This is a genomic window from Phaeobacter italicus (assembly GCF_001258055.1).
GTDB lineage: Bacteria > Pseudomonadota > Alphaproteobacteria > Rhodobacterales > Rhodobacteraceae > Phaeobacter > Phaeobacter italicus.
This window is the reverse complement of the sequence record NZ_CVRM01000022.1, coordinates 158,551-183,690: the sequence shown is the minus strand read 5'-3', so window position 1 is coordinate 183,690 and position 25,140 is coordinate 158,551. Positions and strand designations below refer to the sequence as shown.

At 59.5% G+C, this 25,140-nt stretch carries 29 protein-coding genes; 15 read left to right on the top strand and 14 right to left on the bottom strand.

Annotated features, from left to right (window positions below):
• Together NIT7645_RS09525 and NIT7645_RS09520 are read right to left on the bottom strand one after the other, a co-directional pair.
• Complete coding sequence (locus NIT7645_RS09525; protein WP_050686858.1) at positions 1 to 3,456, bottom strand: chromosome segregation SMC family protein; 3,456 nt, start codon at positions 3,454 to 3,456, stop codon at positions 1 to 3.
• A gap of 123 nt (positions 3,457 to 3,579) precedes the next feature.
• Positions 3,580 to 3,918: a hypothetical protein gene (locus tag NIT7645_RS09520; protein WP_050686855.1), complete on the bottom strand. Its 339-nt coding sequence runs from the start codon at positions 3,916 to 3,918 to the stop codon at positions 3,580 to 3,582.
• A 179-nt stretch (positions 3,919 to 4,097) separates the two neighbouring features.
• Between NIT7645_RS09520 and NIT7645_RS09515 the strand changes: the two genes are divergently transcribed.
• The 3 genes from NIT7645_RS09515 to NIT7645_RS09505 all read left to right on the top strand — a co-directional run bounded on the left by NIT7645_RS09515 (position 4,098) and on the right by NIT7645_RS09505 (position 6,852).
• The gene (locus tag NIT7645_RS09515; RefSeq protein ID WP_050687094.1) at positions 4,098 to 4,865 is read left to right on the top strand and encodes a FadR/GntR family transcriptional regulator; all 768 of its coding nucleotides are present in this window, start codon (positions 4,098 to 4,100) and stop codon (positions 4,863 to 4,865) included.
• Between the two features lie 80 nt (positions 4,866 to 4,945).
• A complete protein-coding gene (locus tag NIT7645_RS09510; RefSeq protein ID WP_050686853.1) occupies positions 4,946 to 5,257 on the top strand; it encodes a hypothetical protein in 312 nt (103 codons plus the stop codon).
• Positions 5,245 to 6,852: a methyl-accepting chemotaxis protein gene (locus NIT7645_RS09505; protein WP_050686851.1), complete on the top strand. Its 1,608-nt coding sequence runs from the start codon at positions 5,245 to 5,247 to the stop codon at positions 6,850 to 6,852. Before NIT7645_RS09510 ends, NIT7645_RS09505 begins: the two co-directional genes overlap by 13 nt.
• Positions 6,853 to 7,133: 281 nt before the next feature.
• Here the strand turns inward: NIT7645_RS09505 and NIT7645_RS09500 are convergent, their stop codons facing one another.
• The 6 genes from NIT7645_RS09500 to NIT7645_RS09475 all read right to left on the bottom strand — a co-directional run bounded on the left by NIT7645_RS09500 (position 7,134) and on the right by NIT7645_RS09475 (position 10,875).
• On the bottom strand, positions 7,134 to 7,691 hold the full coding sequence (locus tag NIT7645_RS09500) for a F0F1 ATP synthase subunit B (RefSeq protein ID WP_008560852.1): 558 nt from the start codon (positions 7,689 to 7,691) through the stop codon (positions 7,134 to 7,136).
• Between the two features lie 4 nt (positions 7,692 to 7,695).
• Positions 7,696 to 8,241 (bottom strand): F0F1 ATP synthase subunit B', encoded by a 546-nt coding sequence (locus tag NIT7645_RS09495; protein WP_008561323.1) that lies wholly within the window; start codon positions 8,239 to 8,241, stop codon positions 7,696 to 7,698.
• 86 nt (positions 8,242 to 8,327) lie between these two features.
• The gene (locus NIT7645_RS09490; protein ID WP_008562443.1) at positions 8,328 to 8,552 is read right to left on the bottom strand and encodes a F0F1 ATP synthase subunit C; all 225 of its coding nucleotides are present in this window, start codon (positions 8,550 to 8,552) and stop codon (positions 8,328 to 8,330) included.
• Between the two features lie 56 nt (positions 8,553 to 8,608).
• Entirely contained in the window at positions 8,609 to 9,412 is an 804-nt protein-coding gene (locus NIT7645_RS09485) for a F0F1 ATP synthase subunit A (RefSeq protein WP_008559672.1), read from the bottom strand.
• A 27-nt stretch (positions 9,413 to 9,439) separates the two neighbouring features.
• Positions 9,440 to 9,784, bottom strand: coding sequence for an AtpZ/AtpI family protein (locus NIT7645_RS09480; RefSeq protein WP_173644452.1), 345 nt, complete (start codon positions 9,782 to 9,784; stop codon positions 9,440 to 9,442).
• 197 nt (positions 9,785 to 9,981) lie between these two features.
• Positions 9,982 to 10,875 carry a DMT family transporter gene (locus NIT7645_RS09475; protein WP_008563104.1) on the bottom strand — a complete coding sequence of 298 codons (894 nt, stop codon included), beginning with the start codon at positions 10,873 to 10,875 and terminating at the stop codon, positions 9,982 to 9,984.
• Between the two features lie 83 nt (positions 10,876 to 10,958).
• Between NIT7645_RS09475 and NIT7645_RS09470 the strand changes: the two genes are divergently transcribed.
• Positions 10,959 to 11,303, top strand: coding sequence for an ArsR/SmtB family transcription factor (locus tag NIT7645_RS09470; RefSeq protein ID WP_008561484.1), 345 nt, complete (start codon positions 10,959 to 10,961; stop codon positions 11,301 to 11,303).
• A gap of 15 nt (positions 11,304 to 11,318) precedes the next feature.
• Here NIT7645_RS09470 and NIT7645_RS09465 read toward each other — a convergent pair whose 3' ends face one another.
• From NIT7645_RS09465 to NIT7645_RS09445, 5 genes are all read right to left on the bottom strand, one after another.
• Entirely contained in the window at positions 11,319 to 11,729 is a 411-nt protein-coding gene (locus NIT7645_RS09465; RefSeq protein WP_008558812.1) for a universal stress protein, read from the bottom strand.
• Between the two features lie 98 nt (positions 11,730 to 11,827).
• Positions 11,828 to 12,724, bottom strand: a complete 897-nt coding sequence (locus NIT7645_RS09460) for a DMT family transporter (protein ID WP_050686849.1) — start codon at positions 12,722 to 12,724, stop codon at positions 11,828 to 11,830.
• Entirely contained in the window at positions 12,721 to 13,599 is an 879-nt protein-coding gene (locus NIT7645_RS09455) for a LysR family transcriptional regulator (protein WP_046211581.1), read from the bottom strand. The genes NIT7645_RS09460 and NIT7645_RS09455 overlap by 4 nt, the downstream gene beginning before the upstream one ends.
• 91 nt (positions 13,600 to 13,690) lie before the next feature.
• Complete coding sequence (locus tag NIT7645_RS09450; RefSeq protein ID WP_050686847.1) at positions 13,691 to 14,218, bottom strand: prolyl-tRNA synthetase associated domain-containing protein; 528 nt, start codon at positions 14,216 to 14,218, stop codon at positions 13,691 to 13,693.
• 150 nt (positions 14,219 to 14,368) lie between these two features.
• Complete coding sequence (locus NIT7645_RS09445) at positions 14,369 to 16,267, bottom strand: elongation factor G (protein ID WP_050686845.1); 1,899 nt, start codon at positions 16,265 to 16,267, stop codon at positions 14,369 to 14,371.
• Between the two features lie 412 nt (positions 16,268 to 16,679).
• Here NIT7645_RS09445 and ffh point away from each other — a divergent pair, with 412 nt between their 5' ends.
• From ffh to rimM, 8 genes are all read left to right on the top strand, one after another.
• Entirely contained in the window at positions 16,680 to 18,203 is a 1,524-nt protein-coding gene (gene ffh / locus NIT7645_RS09440; protein ID WP_050674065.1) for a signal recognition particle protein, read from the top strand.
• Entirely contained in the window at positions 18,204 to 18,812 is a 609-nt protein-coding gene (locus NIT7645_RS09435) for a GNAT family N-acetyltransferase (RefSeq protein ID WP_050686843.1), read from the top strand.
• 149 nt (positions 18,813 to 18,961) lie between these two features.
• Positions 18,962 to 19,528, top strand: coding sequence for a GNAT family N-acetyltransferase (locus NIT7645_RS09430; protein WP_037303045.1), 567 nt, complete (start codon positions 18,962 to 18,964; stop codon positions 19,526 to 19,528).
• A gap of 37 nt (positions 19,529 to 19,565) precedes the next feature.
• Positions 19,566 to 20,168 (top strand): GNAT family N-acetyltransferase, encoded by a 603-nt coding sequence (locus tag NIT7645_RS09425; RefSeq protein ID WP_008563122.1) that lies wholly within the window; start codon positions 19,566 to 19,568, stop codon positions 20,166 to 20,168.
• 123 nt (positions 20,169 to 20,291) lie between these two features.
• Complete coding sequence (locus NIT7645_RS09420; protein WP_037303044.1) at positions 20,292 to 20,600, top strand: chorismate mutase; 309 nt, start codon at positions 20,292 to 20,294, stop codon at positions 20,598 to 20,600.
• A gap of 41 nt (positions 20,601 to 20,641) precedes the next feature.
• Positions 20,642 to 21,010: a 30S ribosomal protein S16 gene (gene rpsP / locus NIT7645_RS09415; RefSeq protein WP_008558971.1), complete on the top strand. Its 369-nt coding sequence runs from the start codon at positions 20,642 to 20,644 to the stop codon at positions 21,008 to 21,010.
• A gap of 4 nt (positions 21,011 to 21,014) precedes the next feature.
• A complete protein-coding gene (gene bluB, locus NIT7645_RS09410) occupies positions 21,015 to 21,656 on the top strand; it encodes a 5,6-dimethylbenzimidazole synthase (RefSeq protein ID WP_008559503.1) in 642 nt (213 codons plus the stop codon).
• A gap of 148 nt (positions 21,657 to 21,804) precedes the next feature.
• On the top strand, positions 21,805 to 22,308 hold the full coding sequence (gene rimM, locus NIT7645_RS09405) for a ribosome maturation factor RimM (RefSeq protein WP_046211587.1): 504 nt from the start codon (positions 21,805 to 21,807) through the stop codon (positions 22,306 to 22,308).
• A gap of 12 nt (positions 22,309 to 22,320) precedes the next feature.
• On the opposite strand, the gene NIT7645_RS09400 is transcribed toward rimM, so the two are convergent.
• The gene (locus tag NIT7645_RS09400) at positions 22,321 to 23,403 is read right to left on the bottom strand and encodes a phosphotransferase family protein (protein WP_242656126.1); all 1,083 of its coding nucleotides are present in this window, start codon (positions 23,401 to 23,403) and stop codon (positions 22,321 to 22,323) included.
• A gap of 13 nt (positions 23,404 to 23,416) precedes the next feature.
• Here NIT7645_RS09400 and trmD point away from each other — a divergent pair, with 13 nt between their 5' ends.
• From trmD to rpmE, 3 genes are all read left to right on the top strand, one after another.
• Positions 23,417 to 24,229 carry a tRNA (guanosine(37)-N1)-methyltransferase TrmD gene (trmD, locus tag NIT7645_RS09395; RefSeq protein ID WP_050686837.1) on the top strand — a complete coding sequence of 271 codons (813 nt, stop codon included), beginning with the start codon at positions 23,417 to 23,419 and terminating at the stop codon, positions 24,227 to 24,229.
• Positions 24,230 to 24,530: 301 nt separating this feature from the next.
• Entirely contained in the window at positions 24,531 to 24,905 is a 375-nt protein-coding gene (gene rplS / locus NIT7645_RS09390; RefSeq protein WP_008561639.1) for a 50S ribosomal protein L19, read from the top strand.
• Between the two features lie 11 nt (positions 24,906 to 24,916).
• Positions 24,917 to 25,138: a 50S ribosomal protein L31 gene (gene rpmE / locus NIT7645_RS09385; RefSeq protein WP_008560160.1), complete on the top strand. Its 222-nt coding sequence runs from the start codon at positions 24,917 to 24,919 to the stop codon at positions 25,136 to 25,138.
• Positions 25,139 to 25,140 lie beyond the last annotated feature (2 nt).

The following is a 25,140-nucleotide window of genomic DNA, read 5'->3' as shown; positions in this document are numbered from 1 at the left end:
TCAGGCCACCAAAGCTTCGGCCTTTTTCAGATCCACGGAAACCAGCTGGCTCACGCCCTTCTCCTGCATCGTGACACCAAACAGCCGGTCCATGCGGGCCATAGTCACGGCGTGGTGCGTGATGATGAGGAACCGCGTGTCGGTCTGGCGGCACATTTCATCCAGCAGGTCGCAGAACCGCGTGACGTTCGCGTCATCGAGCGGCGCGTCGACCTCGTCCAGCACGCAGATCGGAGCGGGGTTGGACAAGAAGACAGCAAAAATCAGCGCCATTGCGGTCAGCGTCTGCTCGCCACCCGACAACAGGGACAGGGTCGACAGTTTCTTGCCCGGCGGCTGGCACATGATCTCGAGACCCGCATCAAGCGGATCGTCGCTTTCGACCATCACCAGATTGGCCTCACCACCACCAAAGAGATGAGTGAACAGCATGGCAAAATTCGCGTTCACTTCCTCAAACGCGGTCAAGAGCCGCTCCCGGCCCTCACGGTTGAGGCTGGCGATCCCCGCGCGAAGGGTTTTCACCGCTTCTTCCAGATCCGCCTTTTCACCGACCAGCTGATCGTGCTCTTCCTGTACCACCCGCGCATCTTCTTCTGCGCGCAGGTTTACCGCACCAAGGGCATCGCGCTGGCGCTTGTGTCGGTTGACTTCGGCCTCCAGCTCGTCCGAGCTGGGCATGTCCTCCGGCGCCACATCTAGTTGCGCAGCGAGCTGCTCCGGAACGGTTTCCTGTTCCTCGCGAATACGGTCTTCGGCCAGTGCGACAGCTTCGCGTGCCCCATCACAGCGCGCCTCGGACCGGGCGCGCGCTTCACGGGCCTCTGACGCCAGGCGGGCACATTCACGTTCGTTTTGCACGGCATCGCGCAGGACGGTTTCCGCACCGACAAGCGCATCCGAAGCTGTGGCCTTGCGGGCCTCTGCATCCTCGATCGCGGCATTCAGCTCTTCGCGGGTCTCCGCGATCTCGGCCGGAACCGCGTGCGCCTCTTCCAGCTCTTCCTGAGTGGCCTCCCGACGTTCGTTCAACTCTGCGATACGTCGGTCCGCGCTTTCCAGCCGGTGCCGCCAGCCAGAGAGATCCTTTGTGACCTGTTGACTGCGGGCAATCCGGGCTTCGCCTTCACGGCGCAGCTCATCATGAGAAGACCTGTGCGTGAGCATCGTGATCCGTGCCGCCTCAACCGCCTGCTTGACGTCCTCAACCGTTGTGCGGGCCTCATCCAGATCCGCGAGATCGGCCTGTGCGGCCTCAGCCTCAGCCAGCTGCGCCTTGGCATTGGCTGCATCTTCGTCGTGACGGGCCACCGCGATCCCAAGGGTTTCCAGCTTGCCCTCGGCCAAATTGCGGTTGTTTTCTGCCCGGCTCAGCGCACGTGCGGCCTCAGCGGATCGCTGGTCTGCTGCGCGCCGGGCCTGGCGGGCCGCCTGATCGGCCGCGGTGACATCTGCAAGCTTTCGCATCAGAACCTCATGGGCCGCGCGGGCCCCGTCAGCGCGGGCGCTGACGTGTTCCAATTCCTGTTTGAGTGTTTCCAGGCGGTTCATCTGCTCCAGCCGCAAAGCCGCAGCGCTGGGGGCATCTTCGGCCCATGCCCGGAACCCATCCCAACGCCACAAATCGCCCTCCAGGGTGACAAGGCGCTGACCCGGCAACAACTTTGCATGCAAATCCCGCGCAGCGTCACTGTCCACCAGTCCAACCTGAGAGATACGCCGGTGCAGCGCGTCGGGGCAGGTCACATGAAGCGACAGCGGCACAGCACCCGCAGGCAGCGGAGCATCCCCGTCGTAAGGTGGCAATGTCACCCAACCACTCGGGCCATCGACCTCTGCGAGGGGCGCGCGCAAATCATCGGTCAACGCGGCGCCCAGTGCCTTTTCATAACCCGGTGCGACACGCATATCGTCCAGCACGTGGCCGCTTTCGGCAGTGTCACGCTCTACCAGCTTGGCCAGCGCCGTCACTTCGGCCCGCAGCGCGCCCAGCTCACCTTCTGCCTCAGACCGGGACGCGCGGGCCTCTGCCTCACGCGATTGGGTCTCACTGCGCGCATCCTCGGCGGCAGCAAGCGTTTCTTCGGCCTGCTCAGCGGCTTCGCGGGCTTCCTCTTCGGCTTCGATTGCGGACGCAAAAGCCCCCTCTGCCATTTCAAGCGTCTCGCGGGCGGTTGCCATTGCCTCGCGCGAAGCGCTGCCTTCGTCCTCCGCACGGCTCAGCGCGCGACGGCAATCTTCGACCTGTCGCTGCGCTGACTGGTGGCGGGCGGCCAGACGCGCGACGTCTTCCGTCAGACTGGTCAGGTGCTCTTCGCGGGCTTGCAGAACGGTTCCTGCCTCGCGGGCGCGCTCCGCAGCCTCGGCAAGGCGGTCATCGTGACCGACAGAAGCGCGCGACAGTTCGCGCTGCTCCCACTCCAGCCGTTCAATCGTTTCCCCCGCATCGCGGTTCAAACCGCTTTCGCGGTCGATATCGCGTCCCAGCTGAGCCACCCGATTGGTCAGGGTCTCAATGGTCTGGCGGGCCTTAGCTTCCTGATCGCTTAGCGCGTCACGCTGGACGACAAGCCGCTGGACCACGGCGGCAGCAATCGCTTCTTCCTCGCGCAGAGGAGGCAGCTTTGCCTCTTCTTCCTGACGTTTGATTTCGGATGCCCGCGCCAGCGCTTCGGCCTTGGCTGCCTGGCTTTCACGCAGGCGAAGGATGTCTTCGGCCTCAAGTCGGGCATCATCAGCTTCGCGCCAGCGCCGATACAACAGCATCCCCTCTGCCCGGCGCAATTGTTCACCGATGTCACGGTAGCGTTGCGCCTGGCGGGCCTGACGCGAGAGCTGCGACAACTGGGCTGCCAGCTGCTCGATCACATCATCCACCCGCAGGAGGTTGGCTTCGGTGTTCTTGAGCTTGAGTTCAGCCTCGTGGCGGCGCTGATAAAGACCCGAGATACCCGCTGCTTCCTCAAGGATGCGGCGGCGCGCCTTGGGTTTGGCGTTGATCAGCTCTGCAATCTGCCCCTGGCGCACCAGAGCCGGAGAATGCGCGCCGGTTGATGCGTCAGCAAACAGCATCTGCACGTCGCGGGCCCGCACATCCTTGCCATTCGCCTTATACGCGCTGCCGACATCACGGGTGATCCGGCGGAGAATTTCCAGATTGTCGTTTTCGTTAAAGCCGGAGGGAGCCAGACGTTCGCTGTTGTCGATGAGCAGGCTTACCTCGGCGAAGTTGCGAGCAGGACGGGAGTTCGTGCCCGCAAAGATCACGTCTTCCATACCGCCACCGCGCATCGCCTTGGGGCGGTTTTCCCCCATGACCCAGCGCAGGGCCTCAAGCAGATTGGATTTGCCGCAGCCGTTTGGCCCAACCACACCGGTCAGCCCATCCGCGATCAGCAGGTCGGTTGGATCCACAAAGCTTTTGAAGCCATTCAGTCTGAGTTTCGAAAATCGCAAGCGACTATCCTGTGATTCATTGGGGGCCAAGTGTCATGGGTTTGTTACACCACTGTCAATCTGGCTGCCCCCCAAATCAGCGGTATCAGCGCCAATTCGCCACCATATCTTGTGGATAACCTGCTATTTTGCGGATTCTCCGCCCGGACAGCTGAGCTGCCCAACCAGCAGCGCCTGATCCCCCAGAACGCGGTCCGCGTCACACCCGCTGGCCGCTTCCATCGCGCGGCGAGCCCGCTCCCGGATAGGGCCAAGACGCGGCGCATACTGGGTATTGATGCGTACCGCCTCTGCCAGATTGCCACGCACTCGCACCTCAAAGGTGCTGCCATCAACTGTGACGCGCTGCATCGGCATTGCCGCGAAATGCGGGCTTGCCGTATTGCAGGCGCCAACCAAAACGACAAGAGGCAAAATCAGAAGAAAACGGAGGTTTTGCGGAAAACGGACAGTCAAATACATAAGGCGCACCGTGGTCTGTGGACAGGGTCGTGAGTACGTGAACTTGGCCTTATGCGCAGGTTAGCATGACCCCTCGCACCTGTCTGCAATTGCACCCGCGATCTGCGATGCAGACCTTGCAGCCGCCCGCCCCACGTGGTCATATGTTTTGACCAATCAATATGAACCGGTCCGCTGCAATGCCCTTTCAAAAAGTTCAGCCTGAAAAACTCTCTGCCTCTGTGGTTCGTCAGATCGAGCAGTTCATCCTGCGGGGCATTCTGACACCGGGTGAACGGCTCCCTGCCGAGCGTGAGCTGGCAGAACGGCTGGGCGTCTCCCGCCCATCTCTGCGAGATGCGTTGGCGGACCTGCAAGATCGCGGGTTGCTGGTGTCACGAGCGGGGGCAGGTGTATTTGTGGCCGATGTTCTCGGCTCTGCATTCTCGCCTGCGCTGGTGCAATTGTTTGCAAGTCATGATGAGGCGGTTTTCGATTACCTCAGCTTTCGCCGCGACATGGAGGGGCTCGCTGCAGAACGGGCCGCAAAGTTCGGCTCGGACTATGATCTGCAAGTCATTCAGGCGATCTTCGACAAAATGGAAATGGCAGGCGATCCGGCGACCTCGGAAGAGGCGGCGGCCCTGGATGCAAAATTCCATTCCGCAATCATGGACGCCAGCCACAACGTCGTGATGCTGCATATGATGCGGTCGATGTTTGATCTCTTGCGAGAGGGCGTGTTCTATAATCGCCGTGTCATGTTCCAACAGCACACCACCCGCGAGGCGCTATTGGAGCAGCACCGAGCTATCAACGCCGCTCTTCAGGCCCGCGATCCGGCCCGGGCACGTGAGGCGGTGGAGACCCATCTGGACTATGTCAAACAGGCTCTGATGGATCACCAACGTTCGATGCGGAACGCAGAAATCGCCAAGCAGCGGCTGCAACACGAACTGGGCCAGTGACCGCCTAGCGAGGATTTCCACGCAAATTCACTTTCAATCCAGAAAGTAAATTTAAAGGTATATCCCCTACGTGTTGAGGCATGGGGGAAGCCGCACAGAATCTCATCTTCTTTGCAGTGACCGCAGTCATCACCGTCTGCGCACCCGCGATCATGCTTTTTGCCTGTGCCACTCCGCAGGTTGGTGAGGTGGCGTTGATTATTGCGCCCCCCTGGGGTGACAGCGCCGCGCAGATCGCAAAGCGTTCAAATGTGGCAGAGGTCACACCAGAGCGTGCGCCGTTTGGTGCCTTGGTGATGCTGGAAACCCCACAAAGCGCCGATCAACTTTTCCGCCAGGGGGCGTGGTTGGTCATGGATGGAAGAAAGGTTCTGGAACTATGTTCAAAGTGAAGGGCGTCAGCCAAGGTAAAGCCACCGCCCCTGCTGTTTCCAATGCGAATGCGGAGCAGCGCGTCCAACAGGTATCGAGCTGGCTGCTGATGCCAATCCCTGCTCTCGCGGCATTCTACCTCAATGATGCGGGGAACTGGTGGATCCTCGGGCTGCTGAGCCTTACCCTTGGTGGGCTTGCATTTGTGTCTCAGTCATTGCCGCATTCAACGCGGGACTACGTGCTCAGCTTTTGTTTTGTGGGCCATTGCATCCTGTTCGCTGCGGCCTTGAACGGCCACCCGTGGCAGCTTGATGCCCACATGATGTTCTTCGCGGTCCTGGCAATCGTGTCGACTTTGGGCAGCCCCAGCGCGCTTATCTTTGCCACTGTCCTTGTGGCACTGCATCACATCTCCTTCAGCCTTTTACTGCCCAGCCTTGTCTACCCATCAGGCGGGCTAAGCGAGAACCTGCAACGGACGGTCCTGCATGCAGCGATTGTTCTGCTTGAAAGCGGGGTTCTACTGATCAGCTTGCTCAAGAGCCGGGCCGCTGACGCAGCCTTGCTCAGCGAACAGGACGCCGCGCGCGAACAGGCCGCCGCAGCCGAACGCGCCGAAGCACGTGCCATCCAGACCCAGCAGGAAACCGAACGAATGGTGGCGGTGCTGGGCGACCACCTGAACGAGTTGGCACAAGGCAAGCTGAATTGTCGGATTGATGAAGCATTTGCACCGGAATACGCAAAGCTCCAGTCAAACTTCAATGCAACGGTCGACACTCTCAAAGGCACCATTCATCAGGTTCTGGACGCAACCGGCAGCATCAACAATGGCGCGACTGAGATCAGCCGGTCCTCTGATGATCTGTCCAACCGAACCGAAAGCCAGGCGGCAACATTGGAACAGACAGCCGCCGCGCTGGAGGAGTTGACTGTCTCTGTCAAATCAGCGGCTGAAGGCGCGAAGAACGTTGAAGAGACAATGCACAAAGCCCGCGCAGAGGCCCAAAGCAGCGGGGAAATCGTTCGCACCGCTGTCAGCGCGATGGGCCACATCGAAGAATCCTCTGCCCAGATCTCGCGGATCATTGGTGTGATTGACGACATCGCGTTCCAGACCAATTTGCTGGCTCTCAACGCAGGTGTTGAAGCCGCTCGCGCCGGTGAAGCGGGTCGTGGCTTTGCGGTCGTCGCGTCGGAGGTCCGTGGTCTTGCCCAACGATCTGCTGACGCCGCGACAGAGATCAAATCGCTCATCGCCGCCAGCTCTGGGCAGGTGGAACAGGGCGTCGATCTGGTTGGCAAGGCCGGTGAGGCGATCGAAAAAATCGTCGAACGGGTGAACCACATTTCCGGCTTGGTGTCTGACATTGCAACTGGGGCATCTGAACAGGCAAACGGCCTAAGCGAGATCAACCTGGGCGTAAGCCAGCTGGATCAGGTGACCCAGCAGAACGCGGCCATGGTCGAAGAAGCAACAGCCGCAGGCCATATGCTGCGCTCTGACGCCGAAACCCTCGCACGGCTGATGGAGAGGTTCGACCTGTCCGGTGGCGTTTCTGCTGCGCCACAGGCCGACGCAGGCTTTGATCACTTCAAAGAGGCGGTTTGACACCCCTCCTGCAGGAGATCTTGCCCAGACACAGCGACCGCCCTGCTCACAAGCGGGGCGGTTTTTTGCCGCCCCCCAAGGTGTACTGCGCCGCCCACTGCCTGATGGGGCGGTGTCGCGTCTTGGCCCGGCCGGTCAGCCCCCCGCTTAGTGGGTGAACAAGACTGCGAAACAAGTTTGAGCCACCCCTTTTTTGAGCCACACCTTGCTTGCGTTGACCCCAAACAGAAAAACCCGGCCGCAGGGGCCGGGTTCTTGATGCACAGACGATATAGCGAAGCTTAGTGCAGCTTTGCGTCCACGTCTGCGATTGCTGCGTCGATCAGCTTGTTGGCTTCGGTCGCTGTCATCTGCTTGGAGATAACGGCGTCGGCAGCCTGGATCGCAACGACAATCGCCTGGTCGCGCACTTCTTTCACAGCAGAGTTCTGAGCTGCTGCGATCTGCTCTTCTGCAGCGGCCATGCGGCGCGCAATAGAAGTCTGCAGGTCTGCCTTGGCTTGTTCAGCGGCCTGAGCTGCATCCTCACGTGCCGAAGCAACGATGCGATCTGCCTGAGCCTGAACTTCCTGCTGCTTGCGCTCGTAGGATGCCAGAATGGTCTGGGCCTCTTCACGCAGGGCACGGGCCTCTTCGAGGTCCTTTTTGATGCCTTCAGCGCGCGAATCCAGCTGGCCACCCAGCAGGCTCGGCACTTTGGCATAGAGCAGGATACCGATGAACAGCAGGAACGCGAGCGTTACGACGAAGTCGGTGTTGCTCATCGACAGGAAGGGACCAGACGCTGCAAATGCGGGGCTGGCGCCGAGTGTCAGGGCAAGAGCGAAGACTGTACGCATGTCCTTATCCTTTCATCCGGTCAGCAACCGCAGCTGCGATGGCTTTTTCGTCTGCTTTGCCACCGAAGGCAGCAACGATTTCAGCGGCGGTCTCAACAGCGACAGCTTCGACGCTCTCGATGGCACCAGCCTTGATCTCAGCGATGGAGGCTTCGGATTCCGCGGCTTTTGCAGCAATCTGCGCATCAGCTTTGGCGATAGCCTCATCCAGGTCTGCCTGGATTTCCGCACGGGTCTCAGCAGCGATGCGCTGAGCCTCTGCACGGGCGTCCGCCAGGGCCTGATTATAAGCGGTTTCGGCCTCGACAGCTTTGGCCTTCAGGTCTTCGGCTGCAGCGAGGTCGTTGGTAATGGTTCCCTGACGCTCGGCCAACACTGCCGCAATGCGAGGCAGCGCGATGCGCGACAGGATAAAGTAGATCACGACGAGCGTGACCACGAGCCAGAAGATCTGGTTCGCATAGGTCGAGAAGTCCAGCTGCGGCATGCCGCCCGAACCGTGGGCGGCCTCTGCGGCACCGTGACCTGCGTCCTGCGTCTGAGTTGCCATGTCGTCCTCCTAGGGAACTTGCCGTTACACCGGGCGGCGCAGTCGTCCACACCGCCCGGCCGTAAGGAAAATGGTTCCGAAGGTTCTTAGACGGCGAACATCAGCAGCAGAGCAACCAGGAACGAGAAGATGCCCAGGGCTTCTGCGAATGCGATACCGATGAAGAGGGTTGCGGTCTGGGAAGCAGCCGCGGAGGGGTTGCGCAGAGCGCCTGCCAGGAAGTTAGCAGCAACGTTGCCAACACCCAGTGCAGCAATACCAGTGCCCATGCCAGCCAGACCAGCGCCGATGTGTGCGAGTTCGCCTTCCATTGTGTATCTCCTTACGATTGGAAGTTGAGGATTTGTTGTTCAGACCTAACCGAGCCTTAGTGGGACGGATGCAGCGCGTCTTTCAGATACACGCAGGTCAGAATGGTGAACACGTAAGCCTGAATGAAGGCCACGAGAACTTCGAGTGCGTAAACCGCGGTGATGGCAAAGATCGGCAGGAAGCTGAACAGGCCAAGAGCGCCTGCAAAACCTGCGAATACCTTCAGAACCGCGTGGCCCGCCATCACGTTACCTGCAAGACGAATGCAGTGGCTTACGGGACGCACAAAATAGGAAATCAGTTCGATGATCGCGAGCACCGGACGCAGCGCCAGTGGTGCGGAGCTGACCCAGAACAGGCCCAGGAACTTGGTGCCGTGCAGAACGAAACCGGTCACGGTTACGGTCACGAACACCAGCATCGCCAGAACAGCAGTCACAGCAAAGTGCGATGTGGTGGTAAAGCTGCCCGGGATCAGGCCCAGCATGTTCGCGGTCAGGATGAACATGAACAGTGTCATGATGTAGGGGAAGAACTTCAGACCGTCTTTGCCGGTCACGTCTTCGACCATCTTGTAGATGAAGCCATAGGCCAGTTCAGCAACAGACTGGATGCGCGTCGGGACGATCGCGCGCTTTGCAGAACCCAGAACCATCAGCGCGAAGATCGCGACAATTGCCAGACCCATCCAGAGGGTCACGTTGGTCGGGGTGTAGAAGTTCAGCTCGCCTGCGCCACCCAGAGGCTTGACCAGAAACTGATCAGTCGGGTGGATCTGGAGGCCCGGAATAGCGGGCGCAAAGAACAGCCCAGAAGCAAGTACCAGCAGGAATGCTGCACCAAAGATTAGTTTGCCCATTGTCCCGTTTCTCCTGTCGCCGGGGGATCAATCCCGGTCTTGCGCATCTTGTTCGGCCATTTCGGCCAGTTTCTTTTCCTGGATCTCTTGCGCGCTGCGGAGCATTGTTTTCACTCCGGCGGCGAGGCCCAGTATCGTGAACAGCACCAGAAAGATCGGAATGGTCCCAAGCAGGTGGTCCAGCCCGTATCCAATGCCAAATCCGATCATCAGACCGGACACCAATTCAATCACCATTCTCCAGGCCTGATTGGCTGTCGAATAATGTTCGTCCGCGCGCGGCTTGGGCTCTTGTGCCTTACGCGCCTCTGCCAGTCGGGCCTCCAGCTGCGCCAAGCGCTGCTTATGTGGCTCATCTGTCACGGGCGCCATCCTCACGTGAATTCTGTGTGCGGTGCTAAGGAGTCACGGTCACAGAGTCAACAACGCAGACGCCCCTGCGGCGCCATGCGCAACCATCTGAAATAAAAAGAATTTCCCAATAGCCGCATCGCGACGCGCCTCCCCTGCCACGGAAAACGCAGCGGAAAAGACCGCAAAAGCCATATTCAACCAAAAGGTTGATCTTGTCAGACCCGTCTGGAACGGCGCAGTCCGCTGAGAATTCGGCCATCAATCAACAGCAAGCCAAACAGAATTGCCGCCATGCCGATCAGGTGTTCCGGCATCAAGGGTTCTTTCAGGATCCAGCTTCCCATCACGAGGGCAGAGATCGGCGCGATCAGCGTCGGCATCGTGATGTTGGTCGGGCCAACCTTGGGCAGCACCCAATAAAACAGGATGAAAGCTGCGGACGTCAGGACAAAACCGATAATGAACAGCGCGCCCCATGTCTCGGCGCGCGTCACAATTGGCAGCCCCTCTGCCCAGATCGCAAGGGGCGCGATCGCGATTGTTGCCCCCGTCAGCGCGATCGCCACCAGGACCACAGGCTCCATATCCTTGAACTGGCGGGCAACGTTTACCGAAATCGCGTAACAGACGGGCGCACAAAGCGTGATCAAAACGGCCCACATCTCGGATGTTCGGTTTTCCTGCAACAGCGGCAGGGACAACACGACAATTCCCACAAACCCGCAGAGCACACCAAGCGATTTCATCAGTGTCGCGCGTTCTCCTCCCGGCCAGAAGTGCGCAGCAACCACAGCGAGCGCGGGCGTCATCGCATTGACGATACCCGCAACACCGCTTGCGATATCCTGCTGACCAAGTGCGTAAAACGCAAAAGGGGCCGCATAGCTGAGGACACCGAACCCAAAGAGAGCCAGCCACCTGCGGATGTCGCTCGGCACCTTCTTTCGGGCGCCGATCACATAGATCCAGCACCCCACAGCCCCAAAGCCGACCCGCCCCATGGAAACCGACAACGGCCCCAGCTCCCGCAGGAGGATCGCATTGAACATAAAGGACATGCCCCAGCCGATCCCCAGAACAAAGATAATCGCCCAATATTTCAGTGCCATGCGCGCGCCCCTTTTGATTGCGCGCCATTTGTGACCAACCCTGCGGGATTGTCGACCCGCTTCCTGCGGTTTAGGAGTAGATCATGAGCGATCCCCTCGACACTGTCTTTGCCGCCCTTGCTGATCCGACGCGCCGCACCATCCTGACCATGCTGTTGGAAGACGACATGGCGGTAACGGACGTGGCAGAGCCGTTTGAAATGTCGCTGGCTGCGATTTCCAAACATCTGACCATTTTGACCCGTGCAGGTCTGATTGCGCAGGAAAAACGCGGCCGGGTCAAATGGTGCAAACTGCAACCGGATGCCATGCGATCTGCAAGTGTCTGGATGCAAGGGTTTGGCCAGTTCGAACCCGTCAACCTGGATGCCTTTGAACGCTTTCTGGAGGCGGAGCTGCTAAACGATGACGCCAAGCCAGAAGCCTAGCCTCAACGCACGACGTCACCGCACAACAAAGACAGACGCGTCAGAGTGCAGGACCAGATGGCTTGCATGCGAAGAAAACACGTAGTCGAGGATGCTCGGCATATGTGTGCCCATAACCACCAGATCCACACCCAGTTCTGCCGCGGTCTGTGACAGAATCCCATTGATTTCGGCCACCGTGTCCACCGAATGCACCGGCACGGCCTCAACCTCACACCCCGTTTCCGCAGCGAGTTTGTCGGTCAGATCCTGAAGCTGCGCACCGGCTTTGCCGTCGGTTTTGCCCTCTTTGATCTGCTCCATTGTCACGTGAACAAGGCTGATCTTGGCGCCGTGCAACTTCGCCTGCTCAGCGGCCACCTTCATCGCCTTGGCAACAGACGGTGGCATCCGCAGGTCAATTGGAACCATGATATGACTAAACATCTCTTTCTCCCTTCATCAGGGCGCGCTCCCTATATCCAAAGGTAGCGCTGCAAAAAGATGCTGCGTTGATGTATCTCAAGGACGGTGTGGCGGATCAATTATGCCTTGGATGTTCTGGCACGTCCTTCCAGCAGCATCACCAAAGCAAGCACAGACAGTGCAATGCCGAGCAGAACAATGACATCCGGCACCCCCTTGCCCAGCGCGATTTCCCACAGGATCACCCAGCTTGGGGTAAGATATGTGTAGGCCATCACCTTGGCTGAGGGCAGATGCAGGCTTGCGTATTGCAGAAGAACAAAAGTGGCGGCGCTGGCAAAGACTGCGACATACAGAATAGCAATCCAGACGAGTGATGACAGGGACGCCCAGTCTGTAGCCCGGATATCCTGCCAACCAAAAAGCGTGAGAATGATGGCCCCAGCCACAAGGGTGCCAAAGGTGAAAACAACCGCAGGCTCGCCCCGGTTCAGGCGCCGCACCATCGGGGTGTAGATTGCGTGGGCAACGCAGCCCCAGAAATATGTGATCTCACCCTGCCCGACCTCAAAGGCCCGCATCGCCGAAAGATCCCCACGAAAGATCACCCAGATCGCGCCTGCCCCGCCAATGGCCAAGGCAAGGGCCATCGGCAGCGTTGTAATTTGGCGCAACAGAAGAAAGCCGAAAACTGCGCTCAGTACCGGCGTCAGCGTGAATACCGCAGCAGCGCTGACAGGCGGGGCAGTTTGCAACCCATAGAACATGAGGACGAAGTAAACGGCAAACAAACCACCAAGCACAGCAAACCGCCACGGGGCACGAAAGTGCGCAGGCTTCAGCCCGTGGGTCAGATGGGCCGCAACACCAATCACCACCCCTGCAATGACAAACCGGATCGCATTCAGTGCCATCGGCGCGATATCGTTGGCCACCATTGATCCAAGTGAAAATGACCCGGCCACAAGGGCCGAGAACAAGAGCATCGCAAGATGGCCGCGGTAATAGGGGCTCATGCAGTCCAGGCCTTGGCTTCGGCTTTCAGAAATTTAAGGAATGTCTGAACCTTGGGTGTGCGGTGCAGGTCGACATGGGTGACAAGCCACAGATCACTGGTCCATTCCGGTAGCGGGTCCATCATGCGCACCAGATGCGGATAGCGGGCAGCCTCCCATTGTGTGAGAAAACCAATCCCGGCACCGGCGATCAACGCATCCTGCATGGACACGCCCGCAACACAGCGGAACGACAGGGCGCTTTCGGGCGCATGGGCCCGCAGCCACTTGCTATAGGGAGCACGGCTTTCGACGTCATCATTGGCGACAAACCTGTGGTTGGCCATGTCGTCCAGCCCCTTCAGCGGGCCATATTTGTCGATGTAGCCTTGGCTTGCATATAGATTGTGCTGCTGCGTCATGAATGGCTGCACAACATTGTCAGGCTGTTCCGGCGGTGCCCCTGCGCGGATTGCCACATGCGCTTCACCGTATTCCAGACGGAACAAGCGACTGCCGGTCAGGAAACGGATAATCAGATCAGGGTGCTGGTTCTGGAACTCGGTCAAGGCAGGTACCAGCAACGCGGACATCGCAGACAGGGATGTCACCACCAACTCCCCCGACACTGCATCGCCGTGCCCCTTCAACCGTCCAACCAATTGCCCGAACTGGTCGTCAGTGGCCTGCGCAACGCGAAGCAGATCTTGCCCGGCCTCGGTGGGGGTGTAACCACGCGCATGGCGTTGGAACAGTTTGACCCCCAACCGCGCCTCAAGCGCGTCTACGTGGCGGATGACCGTTGCATGGTGAACGCCCAACACTTCCGCAGCGCCACTGACAGTTCCCATTTTGGCGACCTGATAAGCGGTCCGCACCTCATCCCAGTTCTCCATGACGCAATCTCCCGTCGCATGCTTACTTGCAAACATGCACATTCCTGCACATCAGGCCAGAGAACTGTTCATTTTTGCAAGCGCGAATTGGTCAGACCCACTGGATCTCGACACCCAGACGCTCCATCACGGCCAAAAATGCATCACGGGTCAGCCCGATGGTGCGGTCATTCACCAGAGGGTGCATGTAAATGCTGTCAGCATTCTGCGCCGCCTTGTCCATGTAAAACCGCACATTATGGTCGCGACCATTGATCATGGCGAGCGGCGTCACCGCACCTGGGCGCACGCCCAGGTTCTCAAGAAGCCGATCCGCTGATCCAAACGACAGATTGCCAAGCCCGAGCTCGGCTCCGAGCGCCTTAAGATCAACATCGCGGTCTTGCTCCAGACTGATCAGATGGTTGCGCTTTTTCTTGTCACGCAGGTAGAGGTTTTTCAGCCGCAGCGCCACTTCGCCTTCTGCCATGAATGCATCCTCAACACCTTTTGCATCCTCAACCGTGCGCAACGGCACGTGCTCGTGCAGGCGATAGTCAATGCCCCAATCGTCCAGTTGCGCCAGCAACGCGTCAGAGGAAACGGGGAGACTGTCTTGATAGGCGGAGGAGGCATCCATTGTTGCGGGCTCTTTCACTGCTGAATTTGATCTGGGGGCAGATCAATCCGAAACCGCACCGGATGCAAGCCAGCTTCAGCGCCATTTGGCAACCAGATGCGACATTGTCCACACAATCGGGTGGCACGCTGATCCACTTGGCAAAATCAATCAGGCCCGCATCTCCTCATAGTGATCAAAGTCACTGGAAAACCAAGCGGTTCCCCGCGTTGCGCTGGCAAGGGAGGCCGACAGCTGATCCTGGGCCGCCACTGGCAGCAGCGTTTCGAACACATCCCAGCCTGCCGCCTCAGGGTGTGACATGAACCCAAGGATCTGGCCCTTCATCCCGCTCACCACTGGCACCAGTCCACCGGTAAAGACGGCAGGAACGTGGATCGCGACTTTCATGATGGGATGCAGGACCACGGCTCCCGCGTCCTCCAGCGCCGCTTTCACAGCAGCCTTTCCCGCTGTACGGAATGCATGATCAGAACTGTCAACCGAGTGATGTTTACCATCCTGAAGAACCACCTGCACGTCCACGACAGGGTGGCCATTCACCCCAGCTTGCAAAGCCTCTCGGACACCGGCTTCCACCGCCGGGATATAGCCTTTCGGAATTGCGCCGCCCTTGATCTCCTCACGGAAGGAAAATCCGCTGCCGCGCAAGCTTGGGGAGATACTCAGAACCACATCAGCGAATTGTCCCGCCCCTCCTGATTGCTTTCGGTGCCGGTGATGGATTGTCGCCGGACGCGTGATGGTCTCACGCAGTGCCAGGGGCACCGGCGCGTCGCTCACGTCAACTCCGAAGGAGGTTGCAAGCTGTGCAAGTATGCGCCGCAGATGTAATGGCCCCTGCACCCCCACAAGCGCATGCCCCGTCACGTCATCCTGTGCGAGACTAAGGCCCGGATCGACCTCTGCAAGGCGTTCCAAAGCAGTCGAAAGACGCGCATCGTCCCGCTCATGCAGTGGGGTGATAATCCGCTGGAAGGTCGAAGGCCGCGGCTGCGCCCAGTCCGGCAGGCCAATCTGGCCAGTGCTGTCATAGGCAAATCCCAGGTCGAGATGGTCAGATTTGACAACAGCACCGATCTGGCCCGCCGCCAAGCTCCGGCCATCCGCGCGCAGCGGCGTCAGCGTGCCAAGGGTCGTGCCGCAGACCTGCGTCCCGGTGCCAACATCATCCGTCATCGCACGCAGGACGATGGTCTTGCCAAGGTGTTTCACCACATCGGCGGCACAGCCAACAGCGATGACGCCATTCTCCGCCGTTGCGCCATCATCCAATCGGCGGACAGCCGCATCAACCGTCGGGGCTTCGTGGCGCAGCGACTTCATGAGACGCAAAATCCCGTTGCGGTGCAATGCAGAACCAAGAAGAGCTGGTATCATGTCGTTGTGGCGCAGCACGCGGGTCGCCACCTCATACACATCTTCAGCGATCGGTTTGCGGTCCTCGATGAGCTGCTCCAGCAGATCATCATCGTAGTCGGCCAGCGCCTCCAGCATTTCTCCCCTGGCTTGCCGCTCCCGCACGTGGGCGCTGTCAGGAAAGGCGACCAGCGCGGAAGGCTGCCCTTCGCGGTATTGCCAGGCCCGTTCGGAAATCAGATCCACCGCGCCAACCACGCGCCCACCCTCACGGATCGGGATCTGGCGCAGAATGATATTGTGGCGGCAATAGGTCTGCAAAGCCGCAACAATGTCGGCCACCCGCCCGTCAGCCTGATCCATCTTGTTGATAAAAAGAAAGGCGGGAATGCCCGCCTCTTCAACCATCCGCAAATAGGGGGCCGCTAGAACGCCCGATGCATCATCCGCTGGCACGCAGACGACCGCTGCATCGCTCGCTGCAAGGGCAGGACCAGCTGACGCGAGATTTTCAACGCCACCTGCTATGTCAATCACCCCCCATTCCTCTCCCTTAAAGGCAAAGGTATGAATTTGAGCGATATCGGTGGTCTTGCCCGGTGGCTGATTGTTGCCCTCCAGCGTGGCGAGCGCTGTTGCCAGCTCGCTCTTTCCCGAATGTGAGGGGCCCAGAATAGTGATGACACGCATTTTCCCTGTCCTTCTCTTGGCTCATGATGCCCGATGAAGGAATGCAGAAGGTGCCACGCACCCATTACCCGAATGTCACCGCCTCTTGGCTCTGCGCTGTTCTGACCGTTATCCCCCGACAGTGGCCAATGACGCAGGAGTATGTTCGCGCCCCGCTGCGGGCCAGTCAAGCGTTGTCGAACAGAGACAGCCAGCTCTGGATACCCCTCGGAACGGGCCGTGGGTTGACTCATCCAGGCAGAGGGCGTAACGCAGGGCCATATCCGGAAGCCAAGTTGAGTCTTCCGGTCCCTGCCCGTGCCAGGGATCGCCCCCCACCAGCGTGTTACGCCCGTGGGGGCAATTGCGCATGGGTCATTTGCTCCCTAGATGTGGGGCGCACGCGTTGAAACCGGCATAGGAGGCCGCAGGCATGTTTGAAAATCTATCCGAACGCCTTTCCGGCGTCTTTGATCGGCTCACTAAACAGGGCTCCCTGTCTGAGGAAGACGTCAAAACTGCCCTGCGCGAAGTCCGCGTCGCCCTGCTTGAAGCCGACGTCTCGCTGCCGGTTGCGCGCGACTTTATCAAGAAGGTGCAGGATCAGGCGACCGGCCAGGCCGTTACCAAATCGGTGACCCCCGGCCAGCAGGTCGTGAAGATCGTTCATGACGCACTGGTCGACACCCTGCGCGGCGAAGGCGACCCCGGCCAGTTGAAGATCGACAGCCCGCCTGCCCCGATCCTGATGGTGGGTCTGCAAGGTTCTGGTAAGACAACCACAACCGGTAAGCTGGCAAAACGCCTGAAGGAAAAAGAAGGCAAGAAGGTTCTGATGGCCTCGCTCGACGTCTACCGCCCCGCTGCGATGGATCAGCTGGCCGTGCTCGGGACCCAGATTGGCGTGGACACCCTGCCGATCGTGCCTGGCCAAAAACCTGTCGACATTGCCAAACGCGCGAAACAGCAGGCTGTCCTGGGTGGGTATGACGTCTACATGCTCGACACGGCCGGGCGTCTGCAAATCGACGAAGTGCTCATGCAAGAGGTCGAAGACGTCCGCGATGTCGTCTCCCCGCGTGAGACACTGTTGGTCGTCGATGGTCTGACCGGTCAGGTCGCCGTCGAAGTCGCCGAGGAATTCGACGCCAAGATCGGCATCTCCGGTGTGGTGCTGACCCGGATGGACGGCGACGGCCGCGGTGGTGCCGCACTGTCGATGCGCGCAGTCACCGGCAAGCCCATCCGATTTGTCGGCCTGGGCGAGAAGATGGACGCCATCGAGACCTTTGAACCGGACCGTATCGCGGGCCGCATTCTGGGCATGGGCGATATCGTTGCGCTGGTCGAAAAGGCGCAGGAAACCATCGAGGCCGAACAGGCCGAAAAGATGATGAAGCGCATGATGAAGGGTCAGTTCAACATGAACGACCTGAAGATGCAGCTTGAACAGATGCTCCAGATGGGCGGCATGGAAGGCATGATGGCGATGATGCCCGGCATGGGCAAAATGGCCAAGCAGGTGCAGGACGCCGGCATGGACGACAAAGTCCTGAAGCGCCAGATCGCCATGATCCAGTCGATGACCAAGAAAGAGCGCGCCAACCCCGCCCTGCTGCAAGCCAGCCGCAAAAAACGCATCGCGGCCGGTTCTGGCATGGAGGTCTCGGACCTCAACAAGCTTCTGAAAATGCACCGGCAGATGGCCGATGTGATGAAGAAGATGGGCAAGATGGGCAAAGGCAAGATGCTGAAACAGGCCATGAAGGGCATGTTCGGCAAAGGCGGCGGCATGCCTGACATGGCCGGTATGGATCCGTCCAAGATGGACCCCAAAGCGCTGGAAGCGGCGGCCAAGGCGATGGGCGGCGGCAAGGGCCTGCCTGGCGGCCTGCCGGGTCTGGGCGGCATGGGCGGCCTCCCCGGTGGCCTGAGCGGCTTTGGAAAGAAGAAGTAAGTGACCACCCGGACGGCATATCCTTGGGAGGCCGCGGCCTCCGGCGCGGCTGCTGCACTTGCGCAGCAGCTGAGCAGCCATGTGCCGCAGCTGGATACTGCTCGCTTGGTGCTCCGGGCGCCCCGGCTGGATGACTTCCCGGATTATGCTGGCATCCTGATGTCAGACCGCGCCCGCTTTATGGACGGCCCTTTCAGTCGGCAAAGCGCCTGGCTGGATTTCACCCAATATGCTGCAGGGTGGCAGCTGCGCGGTGTAGGCATGTGGACGGCAGAGCAACGGAAATCGGGTGCAGTGGCCGGTTTCTTTTCTGCCGGAATGGAATACGGCGACCGCGAACACGAGCTCGGCTACCTTCTCACCGCCGATTTCGAGGGCCAGGGCCTGGCAGCGGAAGCCATCGCAGCTGTGCGGGACTTCGCGCTTACCACATTGGAGCTGCCCTCGCTGGTGAGCTACGTCGACCCGGACAATCTCCGGTCAGCAAAGGCCGCCGAACGATCCGGGGCACAGCGCGACACCGATGCCGAAGCCACCTTTGAATCAAAGGTTCTGGTCTACCGCCACCTACTGCAAGACAGCGACGGCGGAATGGAGGGATACGCATGATTGCCTCTCCCACTTTCGCACCTGTTGCAGGCTATGCGCTGGCGCGCGGCTTAACCCCTTGTTTCCGCACATGTGGCATGATCTCGCAATCATCGACACAGGAACAGACTGCAACTGCGCGGGCAGCTGCAGTCAAAAAGGGTGTAGATATGCCATACACGGGCAACCGTTTCCCCAGCCTCCAGACCCGGAGGCTCCAGCTGGTCTCTCCTGCGGAGGCGGGGTTTGATGCGCATGAGGCATTCCTGCGCATTGGTGCACCGCGCTTTATTGATGCCGCCGATGACCCCGATGCGCTGTGGTGGTCCGTTGCCACCATCATCGGCCATTGGCACCTGCGTGGTTACGGCCTGTTTGCCGTCATCGAACGCAGCACCGGCCGACCCGTTGGCCTGATTGGCCCCTGGTTCCCAAAAGGCTGGCCCGAGCCGGAGCTGTCCTGGCACCTGACGGAAGACGCCCGTGGCAAAGGATACGCCAGCGAGGCCGCTGAGGTCGTTCTGGACTGGCTGTTTCACGAAATGAAATGGAGCACCGTCGCGTCCTTCATTCCTGAAGACAACGATGCCTCCATTGCGCTAGCACAACGCATCGGAGCCCGGCCGGAGCAACTGGTTTCCTTCCGGCTGGCCCCGGCTGACAACATGCGCACGTGGCGTCACTATCCGGCGGCGCGCAGACTGGAGCAGCCGAGCATCACGGAGCGGCTGCAATGACCGTTTTCATGCTACACATCCAGATGAGGGTGCTGTGATGCCGTCCTCCATCCCTGTCATCGAAACCAAACGTCTGGTGCTTCGTGGACCGGAAGCCGAGGATTACCCCGACTTCAAGGCCACGTTCAGCTCTTATCGTGCGCGCTTCATGGGTGGCCCTCTCAATACCTATGAGGCATGGATGCTCTATGCAGCTGAGATCGGTCATTGGCAGGTTCGCGGCTTTGGCATGTGGATGATCCACGACAAAATCACCGAAGAGACGTATGGGATGGCTGGCGCCTGGCAACCAGCAGGCTGGCCCGAGCGCGAGATTGCCTGGATCATCTGGCCCGATGCCGCCGGCAAGGGCTATGCACTCGAGGCCACTCATGCAGCCCGCAACTACCTGTACGAGGTTCAGGGCTGGGATGGCGCAGTGAGCTACATCGATCCCAAGAACCTGGACTCGATTCGCCTCGCGGAACGTTTGGGTGCCAAGAAAGACCACGACGCACCGACCATCGATGGCAGTGACGCGGTCTATCGCCACCCCTCTCCGGCTGCGTTGCGGGACAGTCAGCTGTCCCATGGCATTGAGATGGAAATCAGCCACTACGCCGACCCACTCTTCAAACCGAAGGGATGGGCGCTTGACTGATATGCAAAAACACACAGAGCAGCCCCCCGCACGGTGGTGTGCAGATATGCAGGTCGTGACAGGCTTTGCCTTCCCTGCTACCTGTGCCCAGCCCGCAGGGCAGTACATCTGATGGAGACCGGCATGACCACCGACAGCCAAGATCCCGTTGCCCGCGCAGCTCAGCTGCTCAAGGGGCACCGCGAAAGCATCGACCGTCTGGATGCGATCCTCGTCTATACTCTGGGCGAGCGCTTCAAGCACACCCAGGCTGTTGGTCGGCTCAAGGCCGAACACGACCTTCCCCCGTCCGATCCGACCCGCGAGGAAGCGCAGATCGCACGGCTCGAAGACCTGGCGAAACAGGCCGACCTGGACCCCGATTTCGCCAAGGCTTTCCTGAACTTCATCATTCAGGAAGTCATCCGACACCACAAGAAACACCAGGAATAACAGGGATATCCCTGAAAACGCCATCAAAGGAGACTGAACCCATGGCAATGAAAATCCGTCTGGCCCGTGGCGGCTCGAAAAAGCGCCCCTTCTACCGCATCGTTGCAGCTGACAGCCGTATGCCGCGCGACGGCCGCTTCATCGAGAAGCTGGGCACCTACAACCCGCTGCTGCCGAAAGACAGCGAAGAGCGCGTGAAAATGGACATGGAGCGCGTTCAGCACTGGCTGAGCCAGGGCGCCCAGCCCACCGACCGTGTCGCACGTATGCTGGAAGCAGCTGGCGTCCGCGAAAAAGCAGAGCGCAACAACCCCAACAAGGGTACCCCGGGCAAGAAAGCTCAGGAACGCGCAGAAGAGAAAGCTGCAAAGGCAGCTGAAGCTGCCGAAGCGGCTGCTGACGCGGAATAAGCAAATGGATCTGCGGGAGAATTCGTTTCCTGAAGATTTCCGCAGCCAGCTTGATCTGTTGATGCGGGTCCGGCGCGATGTGCGCCGGTTCCGCTCTGATCCGGTGGACGAGGCAGTGCTGCAGCGCTGCCTCGGCGCCATTCAACTGGCCCCCTCTGTTGGGCTCAGTGAACCGTGGCGGATCATTCGCATCGAAAGCGAAGCCGCCCGCTCTGCCGCTCTGGCCAATTTCGAAACTGCCAACGCAGCTGCGCTGGCCGGATATTCGGAAGAAAAAGCCGAGCGCTATGCCAAGCTGAAATTGTCCGGGATGCGCGAAGCCCCCGTGCAGCTGGCAATCTATTGCGACGATGCGACCAGCAAGGGACATCGCCTGGGCGCGCGCACCATGCCCGAAATGCGCAGTTATTCCGTTGTGACAGCCGTCACGCTGTTCTGGCTGAGTTTGCGGGCCGAAGGGCTGGGTCTTGGCTGGGTGTCGGTGCTTGACCCCGAACAGCTGAACCGAGATCTCGATGTGCCGGATGATTGGAAACTGATCGGGTATTTCTGCGTCGGGCACCCTGAAAACGTCTCAAAAACTCCGGAGTTGGAGCAGCTGGGCTGGGAACAACGCCGCCACTCTTTGCCCATTGAAACCCGGTAGCCCCAATGTGGCGGCTGATCCGGCTTGCGGTTTTCGTGATGATCGCCTTTACCGCGGGTATCCTCTATGAACGCAATTACCAGAAAGAACGCTGTGGAAACGCTGGTGGCACGTGGTCATCTGCGCGTTTCTGCGAAGGATGGACAGAATGACTGAGCAGATTTGTGTTGGCGCCATTGCCGGATCGTATGGGGTGCGTGGTGAAGTGCGGCTGAAAAGTTTCTGCGCAATCCCCGAAGACATCGAGGCCTATTCTCCGCTCAGCAATGAAGACGGCACCCAAAGCTACACGCTGGTACTGGTCCGCGCCATCAAGAATGGCTTTACAGCGCGGGTCGGCGGGGTTGAGACCAAAGAACAGGCCGACGCCCTGAAGGGCCTGCGCCTCTTTGCGCCACGCGACCGCCTCCCCAGCTTGCCGGATGATGAATATTATCACACCGATCTGATGGGCCTTGAGGTCTACGACACGGGTGGCACTCTGCTGGGGACGGTCAAAACGGTGCAGAACCACGGCGCCAGCGATCTTCTGGAGATCACTGTTCCCGGCCATAGCAGCACCATCTTGCTCCCTTTCACGCTGGCTGCGGTACCAACTGTAGATCTTGCGTCAGGTCGCATCATCGCAGATCCGCCCGAAGGATTGTTCTGACGGTTTCAGAGGTCACGCTCCGTCTTCCAACAACGCGTCCAAAACACGTAGGGCACCGGCCAAGGCATCGGCGGTGCGCCGGTGTTGATAGGATGGCCTCGCCGCCAGAGCGGACCACAGTTTGAACAAACGCCAGGTGAAGAAAAACCGGAAAAGCGGATCAACCGTCAGCCGCATGCCATATCCGTCTTCGAATGCCGCCCAATCCGCACTGGCAATACCACCGAAACCGGGCTGGCATCCGTCGGGTGCCAGGTGGTCCGGGCAGTTCGATATCCAAATATCTGCGATGTCCCGGTAGGGGTAAATTCCCTTGTGGTTTGAATAATCGATGAAGGACACATCGGTGTCGGACATCATGATATTCCGCAGATGCAAATCGCCGTGTTCTATCGCGCCGCGAAAAACCTGGCCGCGGGCCGCACGTCCTGCACGATGCAGCAACGCACATAGGCCTAGGAATTTTTTGGGTTTCGGAACTTGGAATTGCCCCGCCCGCACAGCCTCTGCCCGAGTTGAAACCTGTTTCAGGAATGGCTTGGGCCAAAACCTTTGATCTCCAACATCCGACACACGGTGAAGCGCAGCAACAGCATGCCCTATCCGCCGAAGCACCTCTGCCCGCTCAGCCAACCCGTAGTCACTTAGCGATAGTGCGCGGTATGCCGTGTCACCCTCCGCGAACTCCATCAAGACAACACCGCTATCCCGATCACGCCACAATATCGAAGGTGATGACACACCTGGGACGGCTCTTAACCTCTCTGACGCCTGTTGATGCCTGTCCAGAGACTTCAACTGCTTCGCGGCGTTGATTTCATCAAATACGGCCCTCATTACATAGCGTTGCCCGGTTGCCGTCTGAACCATCTGAACGCTACGGACATGCTGGTACCGGCTATTGACCATTAGCTGGCGGAACCGGGCACCTTCGGCAGCCAGACCAAGGTCCGATGCAATACGGGGCCAGACCGCTTTGGCACGCGCCTGCACCGCATCAACTGCGACCTGATCCTCATGGCCAGCTACGATTGGGGACATTCCCGAATTCATCCAAACACCAAAGCTTTTTATTGCGTGGAATTCTGACTGCACTAAACAGCACCGTATGACAGCACCAAACAAATCTCACGGCCGCAAGGCCATTCGCCCCTCGTTCAAACCGCGCGAGCTGATGACGCCAACGCCGGATTTGGTGGGCGTCTGGAAGGCCAAGATCATGACTTTGTTTCCGACGGCCTTTCCCGGTGTCCTTGGCGAAAGCCTGACCGGCAAGGCGCTGCAGGAAGGGCTGTGGCAGATGGAAACCGTCGATCTTCGCCAGTTCGGTGTCGGCAAACATCGCAATGTCGACGACACACCAGCAGGCGGCGGTGCGGGCATGGTGCTGCGCCCCGATGTTCTGGGCCACGCGATCGAACACACGATGGCGGACACAGCAGGCAAATGGCCACTGATCTACCTGTCCCCGCGTGGTCGGCGCATGGATCAGGCGTTGATGCAGGATCTGGCCCAATGCGATGGCGTGACCCTGCTGTGTGGCCGGTTTGAAGGCGTAGATGAACGAGTGCTCGAACACTACGGCATCATGGAGGTCTCGCTTGGCGACTTTGTCATGACAGGCGGCGAAATCGCGGCACAGGCGCTGATTGACGCGACAGTCCGCCTGCTTCCGGGTGTCCTGGGTAACCAGGCCTCCACCGAGGAAGAGAGCTTTTCATCGGGCCTCTTGGAACATCCGCAATATACGCGCCCTGCCGAATGGAAAGGCCGCAAAATCCCCGATGTTCTGATGTCGGGCCATCACGGCAAGATCGAAAAATGGCGGCAAGACATGAGCGCAGAGATCACAAAGGCGCGCCGCCCCGATCTTTGGGCTGCGCATGAAGCCAAGCAACAGGACGGGTCTGATAAGGACTGAGGCCAAAACAGTTCTGTCGCCATGAAAATAAGGGGCAGATACGTGTCACAGCCCTTGATTCACACATAAGGCGGGCGTAAAAGGCCCCGGTCTGGATTCGCATCTGCGTCTTTGGACTTTTGTGCTGTTGTATCACACACCTGAACACGTCTTCTTCGACGCATTGGGGATCGCGGCACAGATCAAGGAAAGAACGGGGTGATCTCTGGCGGGCTGCACATGCGGGACCCGGTGAAGACCAAGAGCTCTCGCGACCGCGCAAAACTTCGTGGAGCAACCACGAGCAACATAGGAGACGATCATGGACCTGATCGCACAGCTGGAGGCGGAACAAGTTGCCGCCCTGGGGAAAGACATCCCCGATTTCAAAGCCGGTGACACCATCCGCGTCGGCTACAAAGTGACCGAAGGCAGCCGTTCGCGCGTGCAGAACTACGAAGGCGTCTGCATCAGCCGCAAAAACGGTTCCGGCATCGCCGGTTCCTTCACCGTTCGCAAGATTTCGTTTGGCGAAGGCGTGGAGCGTGTGTTCCCGCTGCACTCGACCAACATCGACAGCATCACCGTCGTTCGCCGTGGTCGCGTTCGTCGCGCCAAGCTGTACTACCTGCGTTCGCGTCGCGGTAAGTCCGCACGTATTGCAGAAGATACAACCTACAAAGCCAAAAAAGCCTGAGGAGTGGTATCATGAAAGCAGACACCCATCCCGAATACCACTTCATCGACGTCAAAATGACCGATGGCACCATCCTCAAAATGCGCTCCACCTGGGGCAAAGAGGGTGACACTCTGTCCCTGGACATCGACCCGACCGTGCACCCCGCATGGACCGGTGGCACCACCCGTCTGATGGACGCCGGTGGCCGCGTATCCAAGTTCAAAAAGAAATACGAAGGTCTGGGCTTCTAATC